Raw genomic sequence first — 19,839 nt, 5'->3', positions numbered from 1 at the left:
GGCCGGAACCTGACCCCGGCCCACCAATGCTCCTGCGAACCGACTCCCGACCGTTGGAAGGTGGCATGCGGCTCACTAAGCAGGTGGTGCTCGTCACGGGTGCGTCTTCAGGCCTCGGACGCGCTTCCACGGAATCGTTACTCGCCCGCGGAGCACAGGTCGTCAGAGTGGACCTCCCCGACGCGGCGGGCCGGGAAAGCCTCATCCGCTCGGACGCCTGCTTCGTCGGCGCCGACGTGCGCGACGAGGAGCAGCTGAACGCGGCGCTCGACGTCGCCGAGGAGCATGGGCCGCTGCGCGCGGTCGTGCACGCCGCCGGCCGAGGTGGCGATCAGCTGCGGATCCTGGACGCCGACCGCAGGCCAGCCCCCTCCCATCCTTCAAGACCATCGTCGAGACGAACCTTGTCGGCACCTACAACGTCCTGCGCCTCGCCGCCGCGCGCATGGCCCACAACGACGAGGAACCCGACGGCGATCGCGGTGCCTTCGTGCTCACCTCCTCCGTGGCTGCCTTCGACGGTCAAGCCGGACAAACGGCTTACACCGCGTCCAAGGCGGCAGTGCACGGCATCACCCTCGTCGCCGCCCGCGACCTCGCCCGCTGGTCGATCCGCGTGAACACGATCGCCCCAGGCCTGTTCGCCACGCCCATGCTCGGCAAGCTCCCGCCCGATGTTTTCGACACGCTCTCCGCGGCGGTCCCCCATCCCCGTCGACTAGGCCAACCGCCCGAGTTCGGGCGGTTGGCCGTCGAGCTGCTCGAGAACCCCTACCTCAACGGCGAGACGATCCGCCTCGACGGCGCGGTCCGGGTCCCGAACCGGTGATCCCGATGTCGACGGTTCGCGAAAGCCAGGCGCTCACATCGGTACCGACCACGGAACGCCCGCGACGTGGCGCGGTAATCGGCACGGACCGTCGCAGTAGGGACCCGTCGAGTCCCTACGGAGATCGGCGACCCGCATCGTATAACCGCCTTCGGCTTTGGTCGAGCGGTGAAGCCTCCCGGTAGCTGCGGAGCGCAGCCCACCGGGCCGGGGCGCAGTTCGGTGACCGCTTCTGGCGTACTGGCCAAGAATGTCTCAAGGAGCTGACTGGGCTCCATGACGCTATAGCTTCGCTATAGCTGGGCCGACCTCACGGGCGCGCAGATATTCAACAACAACTCGACGGCACGAGCCGGATGAACCAGGGTCTGTGTAAAGTTGACCTGTCCGGTTTAGGCCGTTTCGGGTAGTAGGTTCAGAAGTCGTTCAGGTCTGCGGTTGCCGGCGCGGAGGGCGGGTTGGATGCCGGTGGCTCCGTTCTGGCGGTGCAGGGTGATCGCGGTGTTGCGTAAGACAGCGAGGTTCTGCGGTGCGTTGCCCATGCGGGCGCGGTGATGGTCTTCGTTGAAGGCGACGTCACGGACCAGGTGGAGTCGCGCCTCGATGCCCCAGTGCCCCCGGATCAGTCTGGCCAGGTCATCCGGGGTGGTGTCGGCCGGTGGCAGGTTGGTCAGGTAGTGCACCGTTTCGATGCTGGCGGGTTGCCTTCCGGTCGGCGCCAGCGGCGGATCGCCGACGGCCTGCCGGGCCCCGAGTAGCTCTGATCGCAGATTGTCGTCCAGGGTACGGACTTTCAGGCTGCGGGTCTCGGCCCGACCGTGCCCGCGGGTGCGATCATTGGTGTCCAGACGCGCGTTGTTCCAGGGCAGGGTTTTCAGCCGCTGATGCGTACCAGGGCGGTTGCCTTTGACCGGCAGGAGCCAGCATGCCCCGGCGGCCTCGGCTTCGGCGATGAAGGCGCTGCTGGCATGTTTGGCATCGGCGGTGATCACCTTGCCCTCCAAGGCTTTTCGTCCCAGCCGGGACAGAAGATCCCGGGCCGCGGCGTTCTCATCACCACCATCGGCCGCGACCTGGCCAACAACCTCGCCGCGGGAGTTCATCGCGGCGGCACCTGCGTTTGCGGCATCTCTTCCTGCCCGGTGACCGCGGCCCGCATCGTCTTGCCATCGACGGTGACCGCCTCCGACGGCTCGCTGTCCTACAACATCCAGCCGGACAACGCCTGGTCGAGCTCGTCATGATCGACCCTGGCCAGCACCCGCGCGAAGGTCCACCCCCGACGGGGTGCCCGACCACGAACACACCCCGAGCTCGGCCACAAACCAGACCGGCAGATCCGCGGCGTACTCGGCGATCTCGAGGAACGTCTTGGCCCCGGCGGCCACCGCCAGCACCGCCAGGGCCAGCAGCAACGGCAGCCGATACCGCAGGCTGCGGGCGTTGCGGGGATCGGTTACCACATCAGGGCCTGCCACAGGCCGTCGATACGGCCCCCGCAGCGACTCGACAGTGCGGGCGGGTTGATTCAGCGCAGTCGGGATCGGGGAAGATAAAGACACAAGGGCGCGGCTTTCGGGTAGACCATCATGGACTCAACACCCCGATGATCTCCCATCAAGGTCGCGCCCTCGTCCTGTGTCCTGCCTGGTCAGAGAACCGCCGCAGCCCTCAGATCAACCTTCCACACGCCCTGCCGGATGAACCGAGAGGTTCAGGTCCGGATCTGTGGGGTCGGGGAGGGGCAGATCCTCCCCGCTACCCGGCGCCTCGGTCACCAGCATCGCGGGCGGGCGGGCCAAACGACGCCGCCGCGTCCACGCCCTGCTCGACAACCCGACTGTGCTCACCGACGCCGGCACCAGGGGCCACGCGTTGTTGCCGAGCTGCTCAGCGCCCTTCCCCGAAGCCGGTGCCGTGAGCATCTCCGCGCTGTATGCGTCGAGTGCGCCAAGCAACTGCGTACTGCCGGATCGCGAAGGACAGCCTCGTTGCGTCAAGGCCCGCCCAATGACGGCTGCGATCCTGATCGCCAACCTCATTACCTCGTATACATAGCAGGCTTATCCTAGCTAGACACATAGGGCTGAACGTAAAGCCGAAGGTGATTCTCATGGCCACGAAGCTCACGAAAACACGCGGCAACCTCCCCGAGGACACCACGAGCTTGGTCGGCCGCCGCACCGAGGCCACCGACATCAGGGACCGCATGGTCAGCTCTCGGTTGGTGACCTTGACCGGAATAGGCGGCGCAGGCAAGACCCGGCTCGCGATCTCCGTGGCACGGGGGCTACGGCGGTCCTTCGACGATGGCGCGTGGCTGGTTGAACTGGCCGAGTTGACCAAACCAGACCTCCTAACGCTAACCGTGATGCGCGCCCTGGACATACCGGCCAACAAACAAGAACCGCTCGAGGACCTTGTCGCGCACCTCGGCGACGAGCGCCGATTGATCGTTCTCGACAACTGTGAACACCTGATCGATTCATGCGCCAAGCTAGTCCGCGAACTGCTGAGGGCCTGTCCTCACCTTCGGATCCTGGCCACAAGTCGGGAACCGCTTCGGATCACTGGCGAGGTGGTGTATTCAGTTCCGCCGATGTCGTTGCCCCACATCGCTGAGGTCAAGGCTGGCGACGAGATCCGTTTCGATGCGGTCAACCTCTTCGTCCAGCGAGCGATCGAGGCCGCCCCGCATTTCGCTATTTCCGACGCCAATCGGTCTGAGGTCGTGGAGCTATGCACGCGTCTCGATGGTCTGCCACTGGCGATCGAACTCGCGAGTGTACTGATGCGCTCGATGTCGGTGCACGAACTACTCATGCGACATCGCGCCAGCTACGACATCCTGCCCCAGGACGATAGGGCAGTAGCCGATCGACATCGAACGGTGCGGGCCGCGATGGACTGGAGCTACGACCTCTGCACCGAAGACGAGCGCCGGCTCTGGGCCGATTTGTCGGTCTTCTCTGGACCGATTGAGCTGGCGGCAATCGAGGCAGTGTGCGAACCCGTCAGCGCCGACCACGGGAACGTGGTAAACGCATTGGTGGGGCTCGTGGACAAGTCCATCGTCAGCTACGACGGCACCGACTACCGAATGCTGGAAACCATTCGCCACTACGGCGCGGAACGACTCGCCGAAATCAATATGGAGCAGGAGGTCGTAGCACGCCATCGCGATCACTACCTCTCCGTCGCCCGTTACTTCGAGTCGGCCTGGTTCGGTCCGGAGGAGATCAGGCTGTTCGAAGATATGCAGCGGCGCCACGCGAACCTTCGAGTTGCGCTCGAGTCCTCCCTCTCCCAACCCAGTGCAGACCGCGAGGGACTTGCCCTTGCCAGTGCACTCTGGGCCTTCTGGATCGCCTGTGGCCACCCGCGGGAAGGCGGGCGCTGGCTGGACCAGCTCCTGAAGGCAAACAGGGACCCTTATCCGGAGCGAGCTCCTGCGCTCTGGGTGAAGGGGTATCTTCTGACCGTTGAAGGCGCTCCCGACCAGGCTCTAGTGGTCCTCCACGAGTGTCTCAATCTCGCTCAGGAAATCGGCGACCCACTCTCCTACGCTCATGCGACCTACATCTGCGGCCTCGCCGAGCTGTTCCGCGCAAACGTCGACGAGGGCACCGCCTATCTCCAAGAAGGTGTCGCCCTTGAAGCCCAGGCGAAGGGGTTCAACCTGCACCTCACCCTCGCCAAGCTAAATTTGGGCATCGCGGCGATCTCCGGCGACCGCGTCGATCGTGCCCTCGAGATCCTCGAGGAATGCCGGATTGCGTGTGCGGCCCATAACGAACAATGGATGATGTCGTGGAGCCAGCTGTACCTGGGGATAGCGCGCTGGCTCCGCGGAGACCAGACGAAAGCGGAAAAGACTGTCATCGACGCTCTCCGGTACAAGCAGACGCTCGGAGACCCTCTCGGCGTGGCCATGGCGCTCAACGTGCTCGCTTGGACTGCAGAGGCCAACGGCGACGCCACAAAGGCCGCGAAATTCCTGGGTGCGAGCCGTGCTCTGTGGGAGCCGCTGGGCTCGCACATGGCAGGATTCACCCGTCTACAGGAGTGGAGCGCGCAGTGCACCGCACGTGCCGAGAGCTCACTCGGCTCCGAAGCCTTCACCGCGGCCTTCTCCGCCGGCGAGCGAAAGCCCGACGACGCGGTCGAAATCGCTTTAGGCCACACCCATGGTGCCGCCGCACCCCAAGGTAAGAGGCAAGACGTCGACCACGCTCTGACGAAGCGGGAAGCCCAGATCGCCTCCCTGGTCGCCGATGGGCTGACCAACAGGGAGATCGCTGACACACTCATCGTCAGTGTTCGCACAGTCGAGGCGCACGTCGAACACGTCCTCCGCAAGCTCGGCTTCACCTCCCGCGCACAAATCGCCACATTCGTCACAGCGCGGAATGTGGATCGTTCGGTGTGACTGCGGCGTCTGACAGGCTCAGACACAGCTGGTCTCGCCAAGAAGGTTGTTACCGCCGTGGTTGGAAACCGAGATCGCAATCACGCCGGCGTCAACCGCACGCCCTTCTTTGTCAGGATGAGATGAGACACCTGGTGTGAGTGCCGGGTACCGGAGCCAGGGCGGGATCGGAGATCCTGGTAGACGTGTCCACTTCATCCGACAGGCCCGGCCAGCCCGCTCAGCAGCCTGATCCTGCCGCACGGCCCTCACGGCGGGTGTTCAGCCCGGAGTACAAGCTGGCGATCGTCGCCGAATATGAGAACGCCCCGAACGGCGAGAAAGGCGCGATCCTCCGCCGGGAGGGCTTGTATTCTTCCCACGTCATCGAGTGGACACGCGCCCGTGATGCCGGTGTCCCGACCGCCCGGTCCGACAAGGCCGGCGGGGCGGCGCCAAAGCGGGCGAAGAAGACCGCGGTACAGCTCGAGTTGGAGAAACTGCGCCGGGAGAACAAGAAACTGAAGTCTGATCTGGGCAAGACCCGGATGGCGCCGCCGCCGACGATGGCGAGTAGGACCGCCTGCACGATCAGGCCGTCACGATCCTCCGGCACCAGCGGCCAGCTGGCTGTCCCGTGACACGCAGGTCGGCTCGTTGCCATTCAATGCGGCCCGTTCGGTGACTGTGCCAGTATGGTTGGCCCAAGATCGTGCTCGTTGAGCTTGGGTGGTTGGGTGGCCAGTGCTACTGCTGCGGCGTGTGGGGCTGCGGACGGCCGGTTCGTGCTGGAGTTCCGGGCAGCCGTGGCGACTGGCGCGCCGTGATGTCCCTGGTGAGGTCGGCGTGGGTGATCCCATCTTTGTCAGGCTGAGGTGAGACACCCGGTGTGAGTACCGGGTACTGATCAGAGGACGGGATCGGAGATCCTTGTGTCCGTGTCCACACCGTCTGATGACCAGTCTGGCTCCTCGACGCCACCGGGTGCCGATCCGGCGCCGCGGCCTTCGCGGCGGGTGTTCAGCCCGGAGTACAAGCTGGCGATCGTCGCCGAGTACGAGAACGCCCCGAACGGGGAGAAAGGCGCGATCCTGCGGCGGGAAGGCCTGTATTCCTCCCATGTCATCGAATGGACACGCGACCGTGACGCCGGTGTTCTCACCGCCCGGTCCGCCGATGCGGGGTCACCGCCGAAACGCCCGAAGAAGACCGCCGAGCAACTCGAACTGGAAAAGCTACGCCGCGAAAACGAGAAACTGAAATCCGACCTCTCGAAAACCCGGATCGCGTTGGACATTATGGGAAAAGCTCACGCGCTTCTGGAAGAACTCTCCGGGAGCGCGGAGAACGACGAGCCGCCGAAGTCTCGGAAGAACCGTGAGGTGATACTGAGTAAACATTCAGTTGGATTGCCGTGAGTGGTCTGCGTGATGGCATGGCGTGATCGCCCGATGGGTTTGGTGCCGGTCGGGGTTGGCGCGGGTCAGGCTGGGGTGGGGTCCGGTGGCATCCAGGGGTGTCCGCGGATGGCCTCGCGGAGGGCTTCGATCATGTTGCGGCCGTGCTTGCTGGCGGTGGAGAGGTATCCGCGGATTCGGTAGCGGTCTTTGGTGCGTTTCTCGCTGGTCAGCCGCCCGGAGATGTTCTGTTGCACCTTGGCGGGCCGTAGGTCGCGTTCGGCTTGGTTGGAGGTGGGTGGAACCTTCAGGTCGTGGGCGAAGCGCAGCACGTCGGGCTCGCGGTCGCGCAGGACTTCCAGCAGTAGCCGGGTCTTGCGCTCACCGGGCCGGTTTCCGTGGCTGGTGGTGTCGGACAGCCCGACCCGAACACCGTCCCGGAACCGCTTGATCAGCTCGTTTTTGATGGTCTGCTCGATCGCGTCCCGGCCGGTGGCGCGGGCGAGGTTGGCTTCGTGGATCAGCCCGCGCAGTGCGTCGGCGATCTGGGTGGGCCAGTGCGCACCGGGATAGACCTCGCCGGCACCATCGAGATCACGACCCAGGTGAGCGCAACACAGTTGGTGGGTCAGCTCGCCCAGTTCGGCGGAGTCGTAGTTTTGGTAGCGGTCGTGCACGATCACCGAGCCGGCAAGATCCTGGATCACGAACGCCTTGAACGTGGCGAGGTCCCGGTCACCGAGCAGGTAGTGGGTGAACAGTTCGGTGCAGGCGACCAGCAGATACTTCTCGGCTTTCTTCTTGCCCGGTTTGGGTGTGCGCGGCCCCACTCGCAGCGGGGTTTCGTCGCAGCAGACAGCGTAGGCCAGGGTGATCAGCGTGCGGATCCGCGTGTCGACCTCGGTCAACACGCCCGCAGCGCGGGTAAGCATGCCGTGCACGAAACCCACGCTGGGCGCGGCGCCGGTCAGCGATGCCAACAGCTCGACGCAGCGGTGCACGGGAATGAAGTGCACGACCATGAGATACACAGCGAAAGCCTGCAGGTTCGGGCCGTAGCCCACCGGCCCGGGACGGGCGCCTTCCGGGCGCGCAGCGGTGTGCACCCTGCCACAGCCACAGCGCACCGCATGCTGGTCGTACTGGGTGATCTTCACCGACACCGGGGGGATCTCGTGCTGCTGGTAGCGATCCACCACCCCCAGATCCCGTGCCCCGGCCAGGTCAGTGCCGCACTCGCATACGCCCCGGAGAAACCGGTCCTTGTGATCTCCCGGGGAATCGGTCCAGGCCAGGTTCGCCCCCGGAGTCCCGGGCTGCTTGCCCCTCCGCTTCGACGCGCCGCCGCGTTTCGCCTTCGCCGGAGGCGGTGTCCTGCCCGGGCCGTCGTCTTTGGACGGAGGAGATGACGAATTCTTGCTGTTCCGGGACAGCACATGCTCCAGCTTCGCCAGTCTCTCGCCCAGCGTCTCGTTGACCTCCGCCAACTCGGCCATCTGCGTGGCCATCACTGTGATCTGCCGGTCTCGCACCGCGATCTGCTCGCCTAGCGCCGCGATCCGCGCGCCCTGCTCACCCACGAGCTCGATCAACTCGTCACGGGTCATCGCCTCGGGCACAGGCACCCCAGCATCACAGCAGTTCCGAACCAGAAGATCAGCCAGCGACACGCCGACACAGAAACCACACAGCCCCAGCAGTCACAGACCGCTACGCCAGCACCGCTGGCACTACACACAGTGCACCAGCTGAATGTTTACAATACTGATTCGGGACTCGGGTGTAGTCGATCACGAAGGATGGTCATGCGGAATTTCTTTGTCGAACAACGACTGTGGCCAAAGCAGCGTCGGCTGCATGTGTACGCGACCCCCGGGAATGATCTCCGCGATGTAGTGAAGCGTTCCGCCGCCACTTCGAGCCCGGTTCGGCCTGGCATTTCAATGTCCGTGAGCAGGATGTGCGGCCGGTGCCGCTCGACCGCGGCGAGCGCTTCGTCGCCAGTTCCCGCAGTCGCCATCACCGTGATGTCCGGCTGCAGGTCCAGCAGCGCGGCGAACGCGCCGAGGAACAATCGTCGCGCGGGAACCGTCGCGATAGCCGATGATCAGCCACGGCGCGCAGACGCGACGCGCAACACCCCGAGCTGTTCAACGATGACGTGCGGGAAATGCTTGCGGTCGGCGAAGCCGTCCTGGCAACCGACTACATCAACACGATGCGGCTACGCACCCAGATCCAGCAGGACTGGTGCCGGATGTTCGACCAGATTGATGTCCTTTTGGCTCCGTCGTCGCCAGGACCGGCCCTTCGGCGAGACGATCTGTACTTTCGCTGGGACGACGGAATAGTGGAGGGAGCCACCTCCGCATAGTCCCGCATGTGCATTCCGGCGAAATATCACTGGTCTGCCGGCGTTGCAGGTGCCGACGGGGTTCACATCCACTGGGCTTCCGATGGGCGTACAGATCGTCGGAAAGCCCTTCGCTGAGGACGAGGGGCGCAGTAAACGCGCCTGTGGGTGCTCGGTCTGGCTGAGGCGGCTTATCAAGCCACCTCAGCCGCCACACTGGAGGCTGGTGACCCGAACTCTGCGAGGATTCCATAGAGCACCAAGGAGTTTTGTGCGGTGCTGACAAACCTGTGTGGCGCGCCGACCGCAGACGATGACTATCCACTTAGGATCGACCTGAATCTCCTGATCCCCAACCACTTTGGTGGTGCACGGTTCAAGTGGGCTGAGGAGCTGCCGGGGGCCTTGGAAGGTGAAGGCATCCGAGATCACCAGCTTCGGGCCTGCTGGCAGGAGAGACGGGCCAGCCCGTGTCCGGGCAGACGTCGCGAGGGCTGACGACCTTGCCCGGCTCGGGCGACGCGTGGAGTCACCGCGTTACCCCTCTCCGGATTCGGCCACGTGGAATCCACCGGTCCTGGCACGGCTCCCAAGTCCAAGGGCGATCGCAGGTATTCGTAGCGAGCCAAGATCGTGTCACCATCCATACTGCGGACGCGGGGAGCCACCGCGACCACCGTGGGATCTTCGAAGTGACGCAGCAGAGGTTCCAGCCAACCGCGTTCCAAGGCGGTGTCGGCGTCCAGGAACGCCACGAGGGCTGTTCGAGCACGGCGCCAGCCCGCATTGCGTGCAGCGGCAGGCCCGCGAGCGGTCTCGTTCCGCAGGGCCGCACCATCAATCGGTATTTGAGACCCGTCGTCGACCACGATGACCTCGGCGACGTCACCCGCGGCCATACGCAGGTCGGCAACCATGTCGGCGTCGTCCCGCACCGGAACGACCACGGTCACGTCCACCGGTCGCAGTTGCCCGTCCCCATAAACGGGATGCGCCATCCCTGCACGGACGAGACGTTCAGCGAGGCCACGACTAGCCGGGTCGGCAGGCACCGGAGTACCCCTTAACCATCCGTCCACGCGCCGGGCACCCGCTTCGCTGAGGCGCACCACTCGGAGTGGGGATCCGCCGACCAGTGTCCGACCGCCATCCCACCTCTGGAGGCTGGAGTCTCCCCTCAAATGCAGAGTGCTCATGCCGTAAACCTCCTATCCGCGTGAGCAAGGATCCCGGTGATCACCGCAGCCGCCTCACCGCACAGGCGGCACATGGTTGCCGCATCGGTGTAACTGCGGGCCGTCATAGCGATTCCTCAACCTGGCACTCGGAACCCGGTTCACACTCCCTTCGTCAGCAATGCCTACAGAGCTGCCGACGCATCACGCCATATCCGGCTCCATTTCTCCACCGCGGTCGTCAGTTGTTCGGTCCAGCGTTCGAGGATGGTGGCTCCCTGGTCCGCGCTGGCGTGCGTGGGGTCGCCCAACACGCCGTCAGGGCTGACGGCTGCGACTCCGTCGGCACGCAAGCGGTCGATCAATTCGGGAAGCGGCGTCGTGTTTCCCTTTCGCATCAAGGCTGTTTCGACGTGATCAGGCTGGAGGTGGAGCATGACGGACGTTTCGGTGTGACCCGCGTGCGAGTCGGTGTTGGCTCCGCTAGGCATCCAGGCGTAGATGCGGCGCCCTTCAGAGCGGAGGGTGCGCAACACAGCCTGGAGCGGTTGAAGATTGCCGCCGTGGGCGTTGACGAGGATGACGCCCGCGAAAGCGTCGGCGGAGCGCACCAGCTCGGTGAGCACGAGTTCGACCGCCTCCTGACCACAATGCCGCTTAGCCTATTTTGATCATGATGCTGTGGGGGCGAGTTGGATGCTGGGCGGGCTGTCGTGGCGGGTGCCGGTGTCGGTGGGTTTTTTGACTCGGTAGGCGTTGTGGCGGCCGCGTTTGATCACGCGGGGGTAGCTGCGGTGGCGGCGGCGGGGATTGAGGTTGCGGGCGGCGGTGATGTCGGAGGTGATAGCGGCCAGAGATCGTTTCTGGTGTTCAGGGGGAAAAAGCCGCCGGATCGGCGATCCGGCGGCGGACGATGCGGACGGTGCGGGTGAATTTGACCCGGTCGGGGTCGATGTCGGCTTCGGTGGCCGCCCGGCAGATCAGCGCGCTGATCGCGTAGTGGGTGAGCAGGTAGCCGTAGAGCTCCTGGCGGACCATGTCGGGGCTTTTCGACCGCAGCACTCTTCCCGGTCCGCGCAGGACGGTTTTGATCTGGCCGTTGGCGGTTTCGTGTTCCCAGCGGTGGTGGTAGCTCTCGGCCAACGCCGCCGCCGGCGCTGCGGTGGGGTCGGTGATAGTGGTGATCAGCCGGATCAGTTCGCCCTTGCCGTTGCCGTCGCGGTCGGGCACCGTGTATTCCACGACCCGCACAATCCTGGCCTGATCAGGAGGGAGATCCTCGCCGCGGGCGGCGGCGTCGATGAGCGCTTGCCGTGCCCTGCCCCGGATTTTCGCCTCGATCAGCACCGAGCGGTAGGAGCCGTCATACAGCGATCCCAGCACCGGCAGCCTCGTGTTGGACTTGACGCGCCACAATAGCTCCGCACCCGTGTCAGCCGCGGTGCACCAGTCCTGCCAGGTGTAGAAGTTGCGGTCGGCGATCAGCAACCAGCCAGGCTGCAGGCGCCGGTACAACCGTCTCGCCAGGGTCTGTTCCCCGCTGCCCTTGCCGGTGACCCCACCGATTTCAGCGTCCACCATCGCATGCGAGCCGCACTCGCTGACCGACACCACACGGACCTTCGGAAACGCCGACCGGCTCTCCCCCGAGCCGCCGTAGCCGAACTCCGCGCCGTTGGCCTTGGTGTCCGGTGCATCCCACTCGAACCCGTCGATGGCCATCAACCGCCACGGCCCGAGAAACGCACCCCGGGTCAGCTCCCCGGCCACCGGGACCGCGACCCGGGCGAACAACTCCGCAAGCGGCTCAGCCCCCAAACGCTGACGAGCCTGAGTGATCCCACCCGAAGTAGGCAGACTCCACTGCTGATCCCAGCAACCCCACGCCGCCAGCGTATCGGTCAGCCGGGCCGCGACTTCCTCATAATCCTCCGAGGCGAACAACGCCATCGCCATCACGAAATACACCATGACGTGCGGCGGAAGCTTCCCATCCGAGCGCTTGGCCTGCCGCCCCGCCGCGACGATCACTTCATCGACCACATCCCGAGGAACCGACGAGGCCAGCACCCCCAGCGAAACCAGATCCGTCAACCGGGCACCAGCCACCACGCCATATCCACCACACCCGAGATCATCCCCGCCACCAAGGGCAAGATCAACTCAAGCTAAGCGGCATTGCCTCCTGACCGATCGACAAGGTACCCGGAAACCCGGCGTGTTCGCCGCTGGAACCGTACGGGATGGCCGGAGCCACAAGGATTTTTGGCATGCGCTGGGCAAGTCTTCGGCACAGTTCTTCGGCAATGGTGGTGTCGGTGCCCAGGGGCAGATGTGGGCCGTGCTGTTCTGTTGCACCCAGCGGAACCGCCAGCAGGTGCTCGCCGCGGCCGGCAGCCAGGTGAGGCCAGTGCTTCGTGGCAAGGTTCATCGTCGGTGCCTGGGTGAGCCGGTGGACTGCGGGACCAGCGGCACCGGAGTGCCTGTCGGAGAACCGGAAGCGCTCACGCGGTGAAACCTCCGTCGGCGTGGATGACGCTACCGCTCACCGCGGAAGAGTCCGCTGAGCACAGCCAGCAGATGGCAGCGGCGACCTCGTCCGGCTCCAGCAATCGTCCAACCAACTGGTGCTGCGCGAGTTCCTCGGTGGACTCCAACCCGTAGACCTGCGCGGTCGCGTCCAGCATCGCGGTCCGAGTGGAGCCCGGGGAGACCGCGGTGGCGCCGATCCCAGTACCGCGTAGGTCGTGGGCCAAGCCCTTGATGAGGCCGACCACGGCGTGTTTGGCCGCGTTGTACCCAGCCAGGTTCAACAAGCCGCGATGCCCGGCCGCTGAAGCGAGCGCGACGAACCTGCCCGTGCGGGGCTCCGGGTGCCGCAACATACTCGGCACCGCAACGCGCGCGAGGTTGGCCACCCCGTCGACGCAGACCGAGAACAAGACCTGCCACTCGTCGTCGTCGGCTTCCCACAACGGTTGCCCGCCGGCCATGACCGCCGCGCACGCGACCGCCGCGTCCAACCCACCGAACTCGTGCTCGGCGACCGCAACAGCGTCCGCGAGAGCGGCTCGGTCCTGCACGTCGGCCACGACATCCGTGACCGCCCCGGGAAACTCCCCGACGAGAGCAGCCAACTCCTCCCGCGTGGCCAGGTGGTAGGGAACCCGCTTGTCATCGGAGCAACGGTCAACAGCCACCACACGCCACCCCGCCGACGCCAACCGGCGAACGGTGGCCGCACCGATTCCCCTTTGCGGCGCCGGTGACAACAGCGACTCGTGGTTCCCTCATGTCTCACCGCATCCCACGGGTGAATCCGTCGGGGATGACGAGATCACCGCGATCCACCTCGTGCACCGAGGACTTGGCAAGCCCGAGCAGCGCGGAGTCGATGCCGCTGCGCAGGATCTCGATGACGTTGTGCACCCCGCGCTCGCCCCCGGCCGCCATGCCCCAGAGGTAAGCACGGCCGATCATCACCGCGCGGGCGCCCATCGCGAGTGCCTTGACGACATCACTGCCCCGCCGAATACCGCCGTCGAGCAGCACCTCGATCTGGTCGCCGACGGTGTCGACGATGCTGGGCAACACCCGGATGGTCGCCGGGGTGCTGTCGAGGTTGTTGCCGCCGTGGTTGGACACCGAGATCGCGGTCGCGCCGATGTCCACCGCGCGGCGCGCGTCATCGGGGTGCGTGATCCCCTTGAGCAGGAACGGCCCGTCCCACTGCTCCCGGAGCCACGCCAGATCCTCCCAACTCGGAGGCGCTGTCTGCATCCATTCCCCATAGGCGCCGAAGAACGTCGGCCCCTTCTCCTCCGGATCAACCAGATTCGGGGTGGTCAGATCAGGCAGACTGCCGCTGCGCAGGTACTGCACCAACCAACCGGGCCGGGCCAGGACCTGAGGTGCGAACTTCAGCATCGTCTTGATGTCGACCCGCTCCGGCAGCGGCGGGCTTCCCCAGTCCCGGGCGGTGGCGAATGTCCAGTCCAGCGTCACGATGAGGCCTTTCGCGCCCGCGCGCTTGGCCCGGTCCAGCCGCTGCTGGATCGACTCCCGGCTCCCGAGCCAGTAGGCCTGGAAGAACGTCTTCGGATTGGCCGCGACCACATCCTCGACCGGTTTGCTGGCAAAGGAAGACAGCCCCACGGCAGTGCCGGAAGCCGCAGCCGCCTTGGCGACGGCGATCTCACCGTCGGGATGCACGGCCTGCACCCCGGTCGGCGACAAGATCACCGGCAACGACAACTCCTGCCCCAAAACCTCGATAGTCTGGCTCCGCATGGCCGGGAGATCCGCGATTCGGGGGCGAAACCCTAGCTCGGCAAATGCCTCTACGTTGTCGTCGAGCGTGGTTCGACGTTCCGAACCCGCCAACAGAGCCAAATACACCGACTTCGGCAGCCGCTTGCGCGCCCGCTCCCTGGCTTCGGCAACGGTTTCGAACCACTGTCTAGTGGATGCCATCGACGGCTTCCTTCCTCTTGCTTAGGTCAGCTCGCCAGGGGGCTGGAGTCGCAGGGTTTGGCGGGGACGCCGGGCATGCCCAAGCTCACCTTGCGCCGAGAGGCGCGGGAGTGGTTCTGCGAGGCTTTCGGCAAGCCGGAACGGTCTACAACGGACAGTGCCTTCTGGCCATGTCCCTTCACACACTCCGGATCCGGGCCATCCAGCGGCAGGCCGGTGAAGAACTTCGCCGCCATGCACCCGCCCTGGCACGCGTCGAACGCCGAGCACGACTGGCACGCGCCGCCGGACTGCGGCCGACGCAGGTCCTCGAACAGCGTCGACTCCCGCCACACCGAGCCGAACCCACCCGGTTCGCGGACGTTGCCCGCCTTGAACGCATCGTGGATCGCGAACGGGCACGCATACACATCGCCCACCGGATCGATCAGGCACACCACACGACCCGCCCCGCACAGATTCAACCCCGGCAGCGGCGTCGAACCCAAAGCGTTGAGGTGAAAGAAGGAGTCACCGGTGAGCACCTGATCACCGTGCTCCACCAACCACGAGTAGATCTCATGCTGCTGCGCATCGGTGGGATGCAGCTCGTCCCACACATCCGCACCCCGACCCGACGGACGCAACCGCGTGATGCGCAACTGCGCGCCGAACCGATCGGCGATGACCTTGAACTCGTCGAGCTGGGAGACGTTCTGCCGCGTCATCACCACCGAGATCTTGAAATCCCGCATACCCGCCTCGGACAGGTTCTCCAACGCGCGCATCGCCATGTCGAACGAACCCTCACCCCGCACCGCGTCATTGACCTCGCGCGTCGCGCCATCCAGCGAGATCTGCACGTCCACGTAATCGGTGGCCGCCAGCTGCCGCGCCCGCTCACGATCGATCCGCAACCCGTTGGTGGAAAACTTCACGCCCACCTGGTGCTCGACCGCGTAGTCCAGCAGCTCCCAGAAGTCCGGACGCACCGTCGGCTCGCCACCGCCGACGTTGACGTAGAAGACCTGCATCCGCTGCAACTCATCGATCACAGCCTTCATCTCGGCGGTGCTCAGCTCCCGGGGATCCCGCCTACCCGACGACGACAGGCAGTGCTCACACGCCAGATTGCAGGCATAGGTCCACTCCCACGTCAGGCAAATCGGGGCATCCAGCCCGCCCTTGAACTGCTCGACCAACGCCGGAACAGGTGCGGGTTCGCAAACAGCAGTCACCATTCACTCCACTTCATGCACATCTCTCCGGATCACCGGGGCCGGATCATGTCCGTAGCCGCCAGCGAGGCCAACGCACGCCGGAACTGCGCCCGCCGGCCCTCCGAGACTTCCTGCAATGCCTCCTCGACGCTGGCGTGGTCGGCCAGACCGCGCACCAAGTCCACCAGCTCCGGGACTTTCAGAAACGACAACTTCCGGTTCCCGAAGTGATACGCAAGCGCCCCGAACGGCTCAGGACGCAACGCGACCTGCGGATTCAACCGGTAGCCCAGACTCGTGTCGAACTCCACCGCGGCAGTCATCAGTAGACCCCGCACATCCCGTCGATCGAAACCTCCTCAACCAGAAGTTCTTCCTCGATCGCCGGTTCGGCGGACACAGTGCTCGCTTCGCGCATTTCATCAGCCATGCGATGCTCCTTATCGCGGGGGCCGACGGCCGTCGGCGTGACAGTGAGAGTATATGCACCGAGTGCACCTATCAAGGCATGGAGCGAATCCCGTTGGCGCACAACACTGCTGACAAGAACACACGCCAGGTTGGGCGCCGGAAGGTGACCACCGCGGCGGAGCTCGAACACATCGCGTTCGAGCTGTTCGACGAGCAGGGCTTCGACAGCACCACCATCACGGACATCGCCCAGGCCGCCGGCATCTCGCGCCGGACGTTCTTCCACTACTTCCCCTCGAAGAACGACATCCCGTGGGGCGACTTCGACCATGAGCTCGCCCGCATGCGTGAGGACTTCCGCGCCCTGTCCGCCAACACCCCGTTGATGGACGCGATCCGCCACTGCCTGGTCAACTTCAACCAGGTCGCTCCCGAGCAGATCTCGGCGCACCGGCGCCGCATGCAACTCATCCTCGGCGTGCCGGCTCTGCAGGCGCACTCCACGTTGCGGTTCCGGGCTTGGAGGCAAGTGATCGCCGAGTACGTCGGCACACGCCTCGGCCAACCCGACAATGCCCTTGCCCCGCAGACGATCGCCCACGCCACCCTCGGTGTCGCCCTCGCCGCCTACGAACAATGGCTCAACGAAGACGAATCGGAGCTCACCGAACTACTCGACACCGCCATGCGCCAACTCGGGACCGCATTCGCCGACATCTCACCAGCGCAGGACTGAGAGCTCGTCCCGCAGCCCGCACCAAGAAAGGCGGCGCTCTTGGACGGGACACCTGAAATTGATGGCGACGGCTGCCGGCGAGACTGTTCTCATGCCTGCACCGCTGCACCTGCCGAAAACCACATCCGTGCAAGGTCATGCTGCGCGGTGGCACCTCGAAGGCGACGTCGAACCGAGCCTCGTGCCCATGCGAAACCCATGCTTTATGACCGCGCACCCCTACGAGTGAGCCATCGTGTACCAACCCCATCGAAGAGAACGACCTGGTCAGGCACGGTCCAGCACACTCTCCCACAGCAAGGTCCAAAATCCGGCCGGCGGGACTGTAATTTTAACGGTGTAACTCCTGAGATGTAGGCGGCAGTGACTGAGGTGAAGGCCGAGCAGGCCAGCGAGGCCGCCGCGGCAGACCTGGCGGTAATGGATGAGCAGATCCAGCAGCTGGCCGATCGGGCCCGTGCTGAAGGGCTGCGGCTGACTGGTGAGGGTGGGCTGCTGGGCCGGCTGACCAAGCTGGTCACCGAGGCCGCGCTAGCCGGCGAGATGGAATGATCATCTCGGCTACGGCAAGCACGACCCGGTCGGCCGCGACGGCGGCAACTCGCGTAACGCACACGGGCCAAGACGGTGCTGACCGAGGGCGGTTCCGGTGGAAATCAGCGTGCCGCGGGATCGCGACGGGAGTTTCGAGCCGGCGATCGTGAAGAAGCGGCAGCGCCGCCTGTCCGGGGTGGACGATCTGGTGATCTCGTTGTCCCAGGTCCGCAACCTGCTGATGGACCTCGGCGATGACGTCACCGAATTCCGATTCCTCATACGGGACCGGGCCGGCCAGTTCACCGCGTCTTTCGATGCGATCCTCGCCGATGTGGACATCCGCGTAGCCAAGACTCCCCCGCACTGCCTGCGGGCGAACTGCTTTGCCGAACGGTTCGTGCGCACTGTCCGAGCCGAACTCACCGACCGCATGTTGATCTTCGGAGAACGACACCTACGTGCGGTGCTCGCAGAGTACGTCCGGCACTACAACGGCCGCCGACCACACCGCGCCCGCGAACTCCGCCCACCACGATCAAGCCACCCAGTCGCGAACCTCAGCCATAAGCGGATCAAGACTCGACCTGTGCTGGATGGCCTGATCAACGAGTACGAGCGTGCAGCGTAAAGCTGCTGATCAGCGCCTCCAGCCGACTTCTGGAACCCCACAGGCAGGTCGAAGCCCACGTACCGAAAGTTGTGGTGACCCGAGACCTCCGACTTGAGCTCGGCAATTATCGCATGTGTGTTGGTGCCGACTCCCGTGTTATGCGGGCACCCCGACGCGGGCGGCTAGCCCGCGCAGCTCGGCGGTGGTGTGTCCGGAGACCAGCAAGCCGGTGACCAGGGATTTGACTGCTGGTCTCAGGTGGGTCTCTTCCGGGGCGTGGGATTCGGCGGTCAGGAGTGCACGCAGGCACTGTTCACGCCGTCCCCACTGAGCGAAGGCGGTGGCGACGTCGGTGTAGTAGCGGGCGCGGCGCTCAGTGCTGGGCAGTGTCTGCGGGGCCACCATGCGTGCGGCTGTAAGTGCGGCGGCGGGGTCGCCGGCGGATAGTTCCGCTGAGATCAGGTGCAGCCGCACCGTGGTCGTGCTGAAGCCGCCGTGATCAGGTAGGAGCGTTCTGCCGAGACCGTCGGCAATGGTGGCGGCTTCGGTGGTCAGTTCCCGCATGCCTGCTGCGTCGCCGCATTTCGCGGCGGTGTACGCCGCCGACTGGATGAGCAAGCCGCGTCCGGCGGCGTGTTCCGGTCCGCCGGGTCGCAGTTCTGGGTGCTCGGCTGCGGTCAGGGCGATGTTCATCGCTTGCTCGTACCAGCGGGCTTTGCGTGCCAGGACAGCGAGATGGCGGGCGGCTTCGGCGACGAAGAGTGCGTCGCCGGTGGCCTCGGCGTACTGCCGGGCACGGTCGGCGGCCATCCACCCCAGTTGCTGGTCGTCAAGTTTGATGAGCACGCGCACCACTAGCAGGTAGGTCTGCGCGAGCAGCGTATTGCCATCACCGCCAGCATGGGCATGGCCCGCGTGCAGGAGACGGGGTAGGCGGGTGGCGAGGCTGCCGTAGCGGCATGCGCGGAAATCGGTGTAGGCCCGTGTGAGATCCACCTCGGGCGGGAGCGGGTTATCCGTGCCGGGGTGCAGGCCGAGCATGGCGTCGCGTAGCCGCGTAATGAGCACGGGGCCCAGTGCCGCTTCGCTTACCGGCCCGCCGGTGGTTGTTAGTAGGAGCGGGGCGCCTGCGGCGGTTGCGGCGGTGACTGCGAGGTTCGCCAGCAACTGCCGTCTCCGCACCGGGTCCTCACCGTCCTCTCGTCCGGATCTCTCCTGCACCTTAGACGTGGGAAGGCGCGGATAGTCGGCCGGTGCGATCGCGTGTCCGTTCCCGGCCGGACCGGATGTGAGTCCGAGCGCCTGTGGTGCGATTCCCAGAGCGTCGGCGAAGCTCCGCAGCACCGCCACGTCCGTCAACGCGGACACACCACGTTCATAGCGGGAGACCTGCGCGGCTGAAAACCCGGCCAGTTTACCGAGCTGGACTAGCGTTAGACCCTTTTCCTTGCGCTTGCGGCGGATCAGCTCGCCCGGAGCCTCGCTCGCCGCCCATGAGGTTCTGCCCGCACCCATTCGTTTCCGCTCGTAGCCGAGATCGCGCCGCCGACCAACCCTAGCCCCGTGAACGGGGAGTGGCCAGAGGTTTTGCACCGCATGCAAACCGGTTTGCACCTGATGTGAGCACCCCTGCCGCCGGCGAGGACGGGTGCGGTCTCCTCACAGGGCGGGAGGCCGGTCCCTCGGTTGCAACCACGGCAGGTGCGAAGGG

General features: G+C 65.4%; 22 protein-coding genes and 2 pseudogenes. 10 read left to right on the top strand and 14 right to left on the bottom strand.

All coding sequences use genetic code 11. From position 1 onward, the window contains the following. Positions 1-26: 26 nt before the first annotated feature. Positions 27-299 (top strand): annotated as a pseudogene (locus FDZ84_RS41130) (SDR family NAD(P)-dependent oxidoreductase); the annotation flags it as partial. Continuing rightward, on the top strand, positions 218-829 hold the full coding sequence (locus FDZ84_RS29525; RefSeq protein ID WP_371812925.1) for an SDR family NAD(P)-dependent oxidoreductase: 612 nt from the start codon (positions 218-220) through the stop codon (positions 827-829). The pseudogene FDZ84_RS41130 and the gene FDZ84_RS29525, both read left to right, overlap by 82 nt. Before the next feature lie 392 nt (positions 830-1,221). On the opposite strand, the gene FDZ84_RS29520 is transcribed toward FDZ84_RS29525, so the two are convergent. Both FDZ84_RS29520 and FDZ84_RS29515 read right to left on the bottom strand, forming a co-directional pair. Further along, the gene (locus FDZ84_RS29520) at positions 1,222-2,043 is read right to left on the bottom strand and encodes an ISAs1 family transposase (RefSeq protein WP_168590438.1); all 822 of its coding nucleotides are present in this window, start codon (positions 2,041-2,043) and stop codon (positions 1,222-1,224) included. Between the two features lie 24 nt (positions 2,044-2,067). Then, on the bottom strand, positions 2,068-2,307 hold the full coding sequence (locus FDZ84_RS29515) for a transposase family protein (RefSeq protein ID WP_168588531.1): 240 nt from the start codon (positions 2,305-2,307) through the stop codon (positions 2,068-2,070). A gap of 635 nt (positions 2,308-2,942) precedes the next feature. On the opposite strand from FDZ84_RS29515, the gene FDZ84_RS29510 reads away from it, so the two are divergent. The 3 genes from FDZ84_RS29510 to FDZ84_RS29500 all read left to right on the top strand — a co-directional run bounded on the left by FDZ84_RS29510 (position 2,943) and on the right by FDZ84_RS29500 (position 6,655). Then, positions 2,943-5,258 (top strand): LuxR C-terminal-related transcriptional regulator, encoded by a 2,316-nt coding sequence (locus FDZ84_RS29510; protein WP_168588530.1) that lies wholly within the window; start codon positions 2,943-2,945, stop codon positions 5,256-5,258. Between the two features lie 185 nt (positions 5,259-5,443). Further along, positions 5,444-5,878, top strand: a complete 435-nt coding sequence (locus FDZ84_RS29505) for a hypothetical protein (RefSeq protein WP_168588529.1) — start codon at positions 5,444-5,446, stop codon at positions 5,876-5,878. 291 nt (positions 5,879-6,169) lie between these two features. Next, positions 6,170-6,655 carry a hypothetical protein gene (locus tag FDZ84_RS29500; RefSeq protein ID WP_210435203.1) on the top strand — a complete coding sequence of 162 codons (486 nt, stop codon included), beginning with the start codon at positions 6,170-6,172 and terminating at the stop codon, positions 6,653-6,655. A 65-nt stretch (positions 6,656-6,720) separates the two neighbouring features. On the opposite strand, the gene FDZ84_RS29495 is transcribed toward FDZ84_RS29500, so the two are convergent. Together FDZ84_RS29495 and FDZ84_RS29490 are read right to left on the bottom strand one after the other, a co-directional pair. Beyond that, the gene (locus FDZ84_RS29495) at positions 6,721-8,259 is read right to left on the bottom strand and encodes an IS66 family transposase (protein WP_168588527.1); all 1,539 of its coding nucleotides are present in this window, start codon (positions 8,257-8,259) and stop codon (positions 6,721-6,723) included. A gap of 131 nt (positions 8,260-8,390) precedes the next feature. Continuing rightward, entirely contained in the window at positions 8,391-8,708 is a 318-nt protein-coding gene (locus FDZ84_RS29490) for a response regulator (protein WP_256413587.1), read from the bottom strand. 96 nt (positions 8,709-8,804) lie between these two features. Between FDZ84_RS29490 and FDZ84_RS40185 the strand changes: the two genes are divergently transcribed. Together FDZ84_RS40185 and FDZ84_RS40180 are read left to right on the top strand one after the other, a co-directional pair. Beyond that, entirely contained in the window at positions 8,805-9,008 is a 204-nt protein-coding gene (locus FDZ84_RS40185; protein ID WP_168588526.1) for an amidase family protein, read from the top strand. 25 nt (positions 9,009-9,033) lie between these two features. Then, on the top strand, positions 9,034-9,270 hold the full coding sequence (locus FDZ84_RS40180) for an amidase family protein (RefSeq protein ID WP_168590436.1): 237 nt from the start codon (positions 9,034-9,036) through the stop codon (positions 9,268-9,270). 145 nt (positions 9,271-9,415) lie between these two features. Here the strand turns inward: FDZ84_RS40180 and FDZ84_RS29470 are convergent, their stop codons facing one another. The 9 genes and pseudogenes from FDZ84_RS29470 to mftA form a co-directional block, all read right to left on the bottom strand. Next, the gene (locus FDZ84_RS29470) at positions 9,416-9,985 is read right to left on the bottom strand and encodes a glycosyltransferase (RefSeq protein ID WP_246868520.1); all 570 of its coding nucleotides are present in this window, start codon (positions 9,983-9,985) and stop codon (positions 9,416-9,418) included. A gap of 362 nt (positions 9,986-10,347) precedes the next feature. After that, positions 10,348-10,794, bottom strand: a pseudogene (locus FDZ84_RS29465) (creatininase family protein); the annotation flags it as partial. Between the two features lie 238 nt (positions 10,795-11,032). Further along, entirely contained in the window at positions 11,033-12,274 is a 1,242-nt protein-coding gene (locus FDZ84_RS29460; protein ID WP_168588524.1) for an IS4 family transposase, read from the bottom strand. A 46-nt stretch (positions 12,275-12,320) separates the two neighbouring features. Further along, positions 12,321-12,593, bottom strand: coding sequence for a creatininase family protein (locus tag FDZ84_RS29455; protein ID WP_168588523.1), 273 nt, complete (start codon positions 12,591-12,593; stop codon positions 12,321-12,323). Positions 12,594-12,666: 73 nt separating this feature from the next. Continuing rightward, positions 12,667-13,362, bottom strand: a complete 696-nt coding sequence (locus FDZ84_RS29450) for a mycofactocin-coupled SDR family oxidoreductase (protein WP_246868519.1) — start codon at positions 13,360-13,362, stop codon at positions 12,667-12,669. A 97-nt stretch (positions 13,363-13,459) separates the two neighbouring features. After that, positions 13,460-14,635, bottom strand: coding sequence for a pre-mycofactocin synthase MftD (mftD, locus tag FDZ84_RS29445; RefSeq protein WP_168588522.1), 1,176 nt, complete (start codon positions 14,633-14,635; stop codon positions 13,460-13,462). A 26-nt stretch (positions 14,636-14,661) separates the two neighbouring features. Then, positions 14,662-15,855, bottom strand: a complete 1,194-nt coding sequence (gene mftC, locus FDZ84_RS29440) for a mycofactocin radical SAM maturase (RefSeq protein ID WP_168588521.1) — start codon at positions 15,853-15,855, stop codon at positions 14,662-14,664. 29 nt (positions 15,856-15,884) lie between these two features. Beyond that, complete coding sequence (gene mftB, locus FDZ84_RS29435; protein ID WP_168588520.1) at positions 15,885-16,157, bottom strand: mycofactocin biosynthesis chaperone MftB; 273 nt, start codon at positions 16,155-16,157, stop codon at positions 15,885-15,887. After that, the gene (gene mftA, locus FDZ84_RS29430) at positions 16,157-16,264 is read right to left on the bottom strand and encodes a mycofactocin precursor MftA (RefSeq protein WP_168588519.1); all 108 of its coding nucleotides are present in this window, start codon (positions 16,262-16,264) and stop codon (positions 16,157-16,159) included. Before mftA ends, mftB begins: the two co-directional genes overlap by 1 nt. 78 nt (positions 16,265-16,342) lie before the next feature. Between mftA and mftR the strand changes: the two genes are divergently transcribed. The 3 genes from mftR (at position 16,343) to FDZ84_RS29415 (ending at position 18,146) form a co-directional block, all read left to right on the top strand. Next, entirely contained in the window at positions 16,343-16,981 is a 639-nt protein-coding gene (mftR, locus tag FDZ84_RS29425) for a mycofactocin system transcriptional regulator (protein WP_168588518.1), read from the top strand. A gap of 363 nt (positions 16,982-17,344) precedes the next feature. Continuing rightward, on the top strand, positions 17,345-17,533 hold the full coding sequence (locus FDZ84_RS29420; RefSeq protein WP_168588517.1) for a transposase: 189 nt from the start codon (positions 17,345-17,347) through the stop codon (positions 17,531-17,533). Between the two features lie 97 nt (positions 17,534-17,630). After that, on the top strand, positions 17,631-18,146 hold the full coding sequence (locus FDZ84_RS29415; protein ID WP_168588516.1) for an integrase core domain-containing protein: 516 nt from the start codon (positions 17,631-17,633) through the stop codon (positions 18,144-18,146). A 138-nt stretch (positions 18,147-18,284) separates the two neighbouring features. On the opposite strand, the gene FDZ84_RS29410 is transcribed toward FDZ84_RS29415, so the two are convergent. After that, entirely contained in the window at positions 18,285-19,643 is a 1,359-nt protein-coding gene (locus tag FDZ84_RS29410) for a helix-turn-helix domain-containing protein (RefSeq protein WP_168588515.1), read from the bottom strand. Positions 19,644-19,839: the final 196 nt, after the last annotated feature.

This window comes from Saccharopolyspora sp. ASAGF58, from assembly GCF_012277335.1.
Classification (GTDB): domain Bacteria; phylum Actinomycetota; class Actinomycetes; order Mycobacteriales; family Pseudonocardiaceae; genus Saccharopolyspora; species Saccharopolyspora hattusasensis.
Note: the sequence above shows the minus strand (reverse complement) of the source record. Positions and strands in the feature narration are given on the sequence as shown.

Coding starts and splice junctions, on each gene's coding strand:
- FDZ84_RS29510 (WP_168588530.1), top strand. CDS start 2,943: ATGGCCACGAAGCTCACGAAAACACGCGGCAACCTCCCCGAGGACACC.
- FDZ84_RS40185 (WP_168588526.1), top strand. CDS start 8,805: ATGCTTGCGGTCGGCGAAGCCGTCCTGGCAACCGACTACATCAACACG.
- FDZ84_RS29470 (WP_246868520.1), bottom strand. CDS start 9,985: ATGGCGCATCCCGTTTATGGGGACGGGCAACTGCGACCGGTGGACGTG.
- FDZ84_RS29455 (WP_168588523.1), bottom strand. CDS start 12,593: ATGAACCTTGCCACGAAGCACTGGCCTCACCTGGCTGCCGGCCGCGGC.
- mftD (WP_168588522.1), bottom strand. CDS start 14,635: ATGGCATCCACTAGACAGTGGTTCGAAACCGTTGCCGAAGCCAGGGAG.
- mftC (WP_168588521.1), bottom strand. CDS start 15,855: ATGGTGACTGCTGTTTGCGAACCCGCACCTGTTCCGGCGTTGGTCGAG.
- mftB (WP_168588520.1), bottom strand. CDS start 16,157: ATGACTGCCGCGGTGGAGTTCGACACGAGTCTGGGCTACCGGTTGAAT.
- mftA (WP_168588519.1), bottom strand. CDS start 16,264: ATGGCTGATGAAATGCGCGAAGCGAGCACTGTGTCCGCCGAACCGGCG.
- mftR (WP_168588518.1), top strand. CDS start 16,343: ATGGAGCGAATCCCGTTGGCGCACAACACTGCTGACAAGAACACACGC.
- FDZ84_RS29410 (WP_168588515.1), bottom strand. CDS start 19,643: ATGGGTGCGGGCAGAACCTCATGGGCGGCGAGCGAGGCTCCGGGCGAG.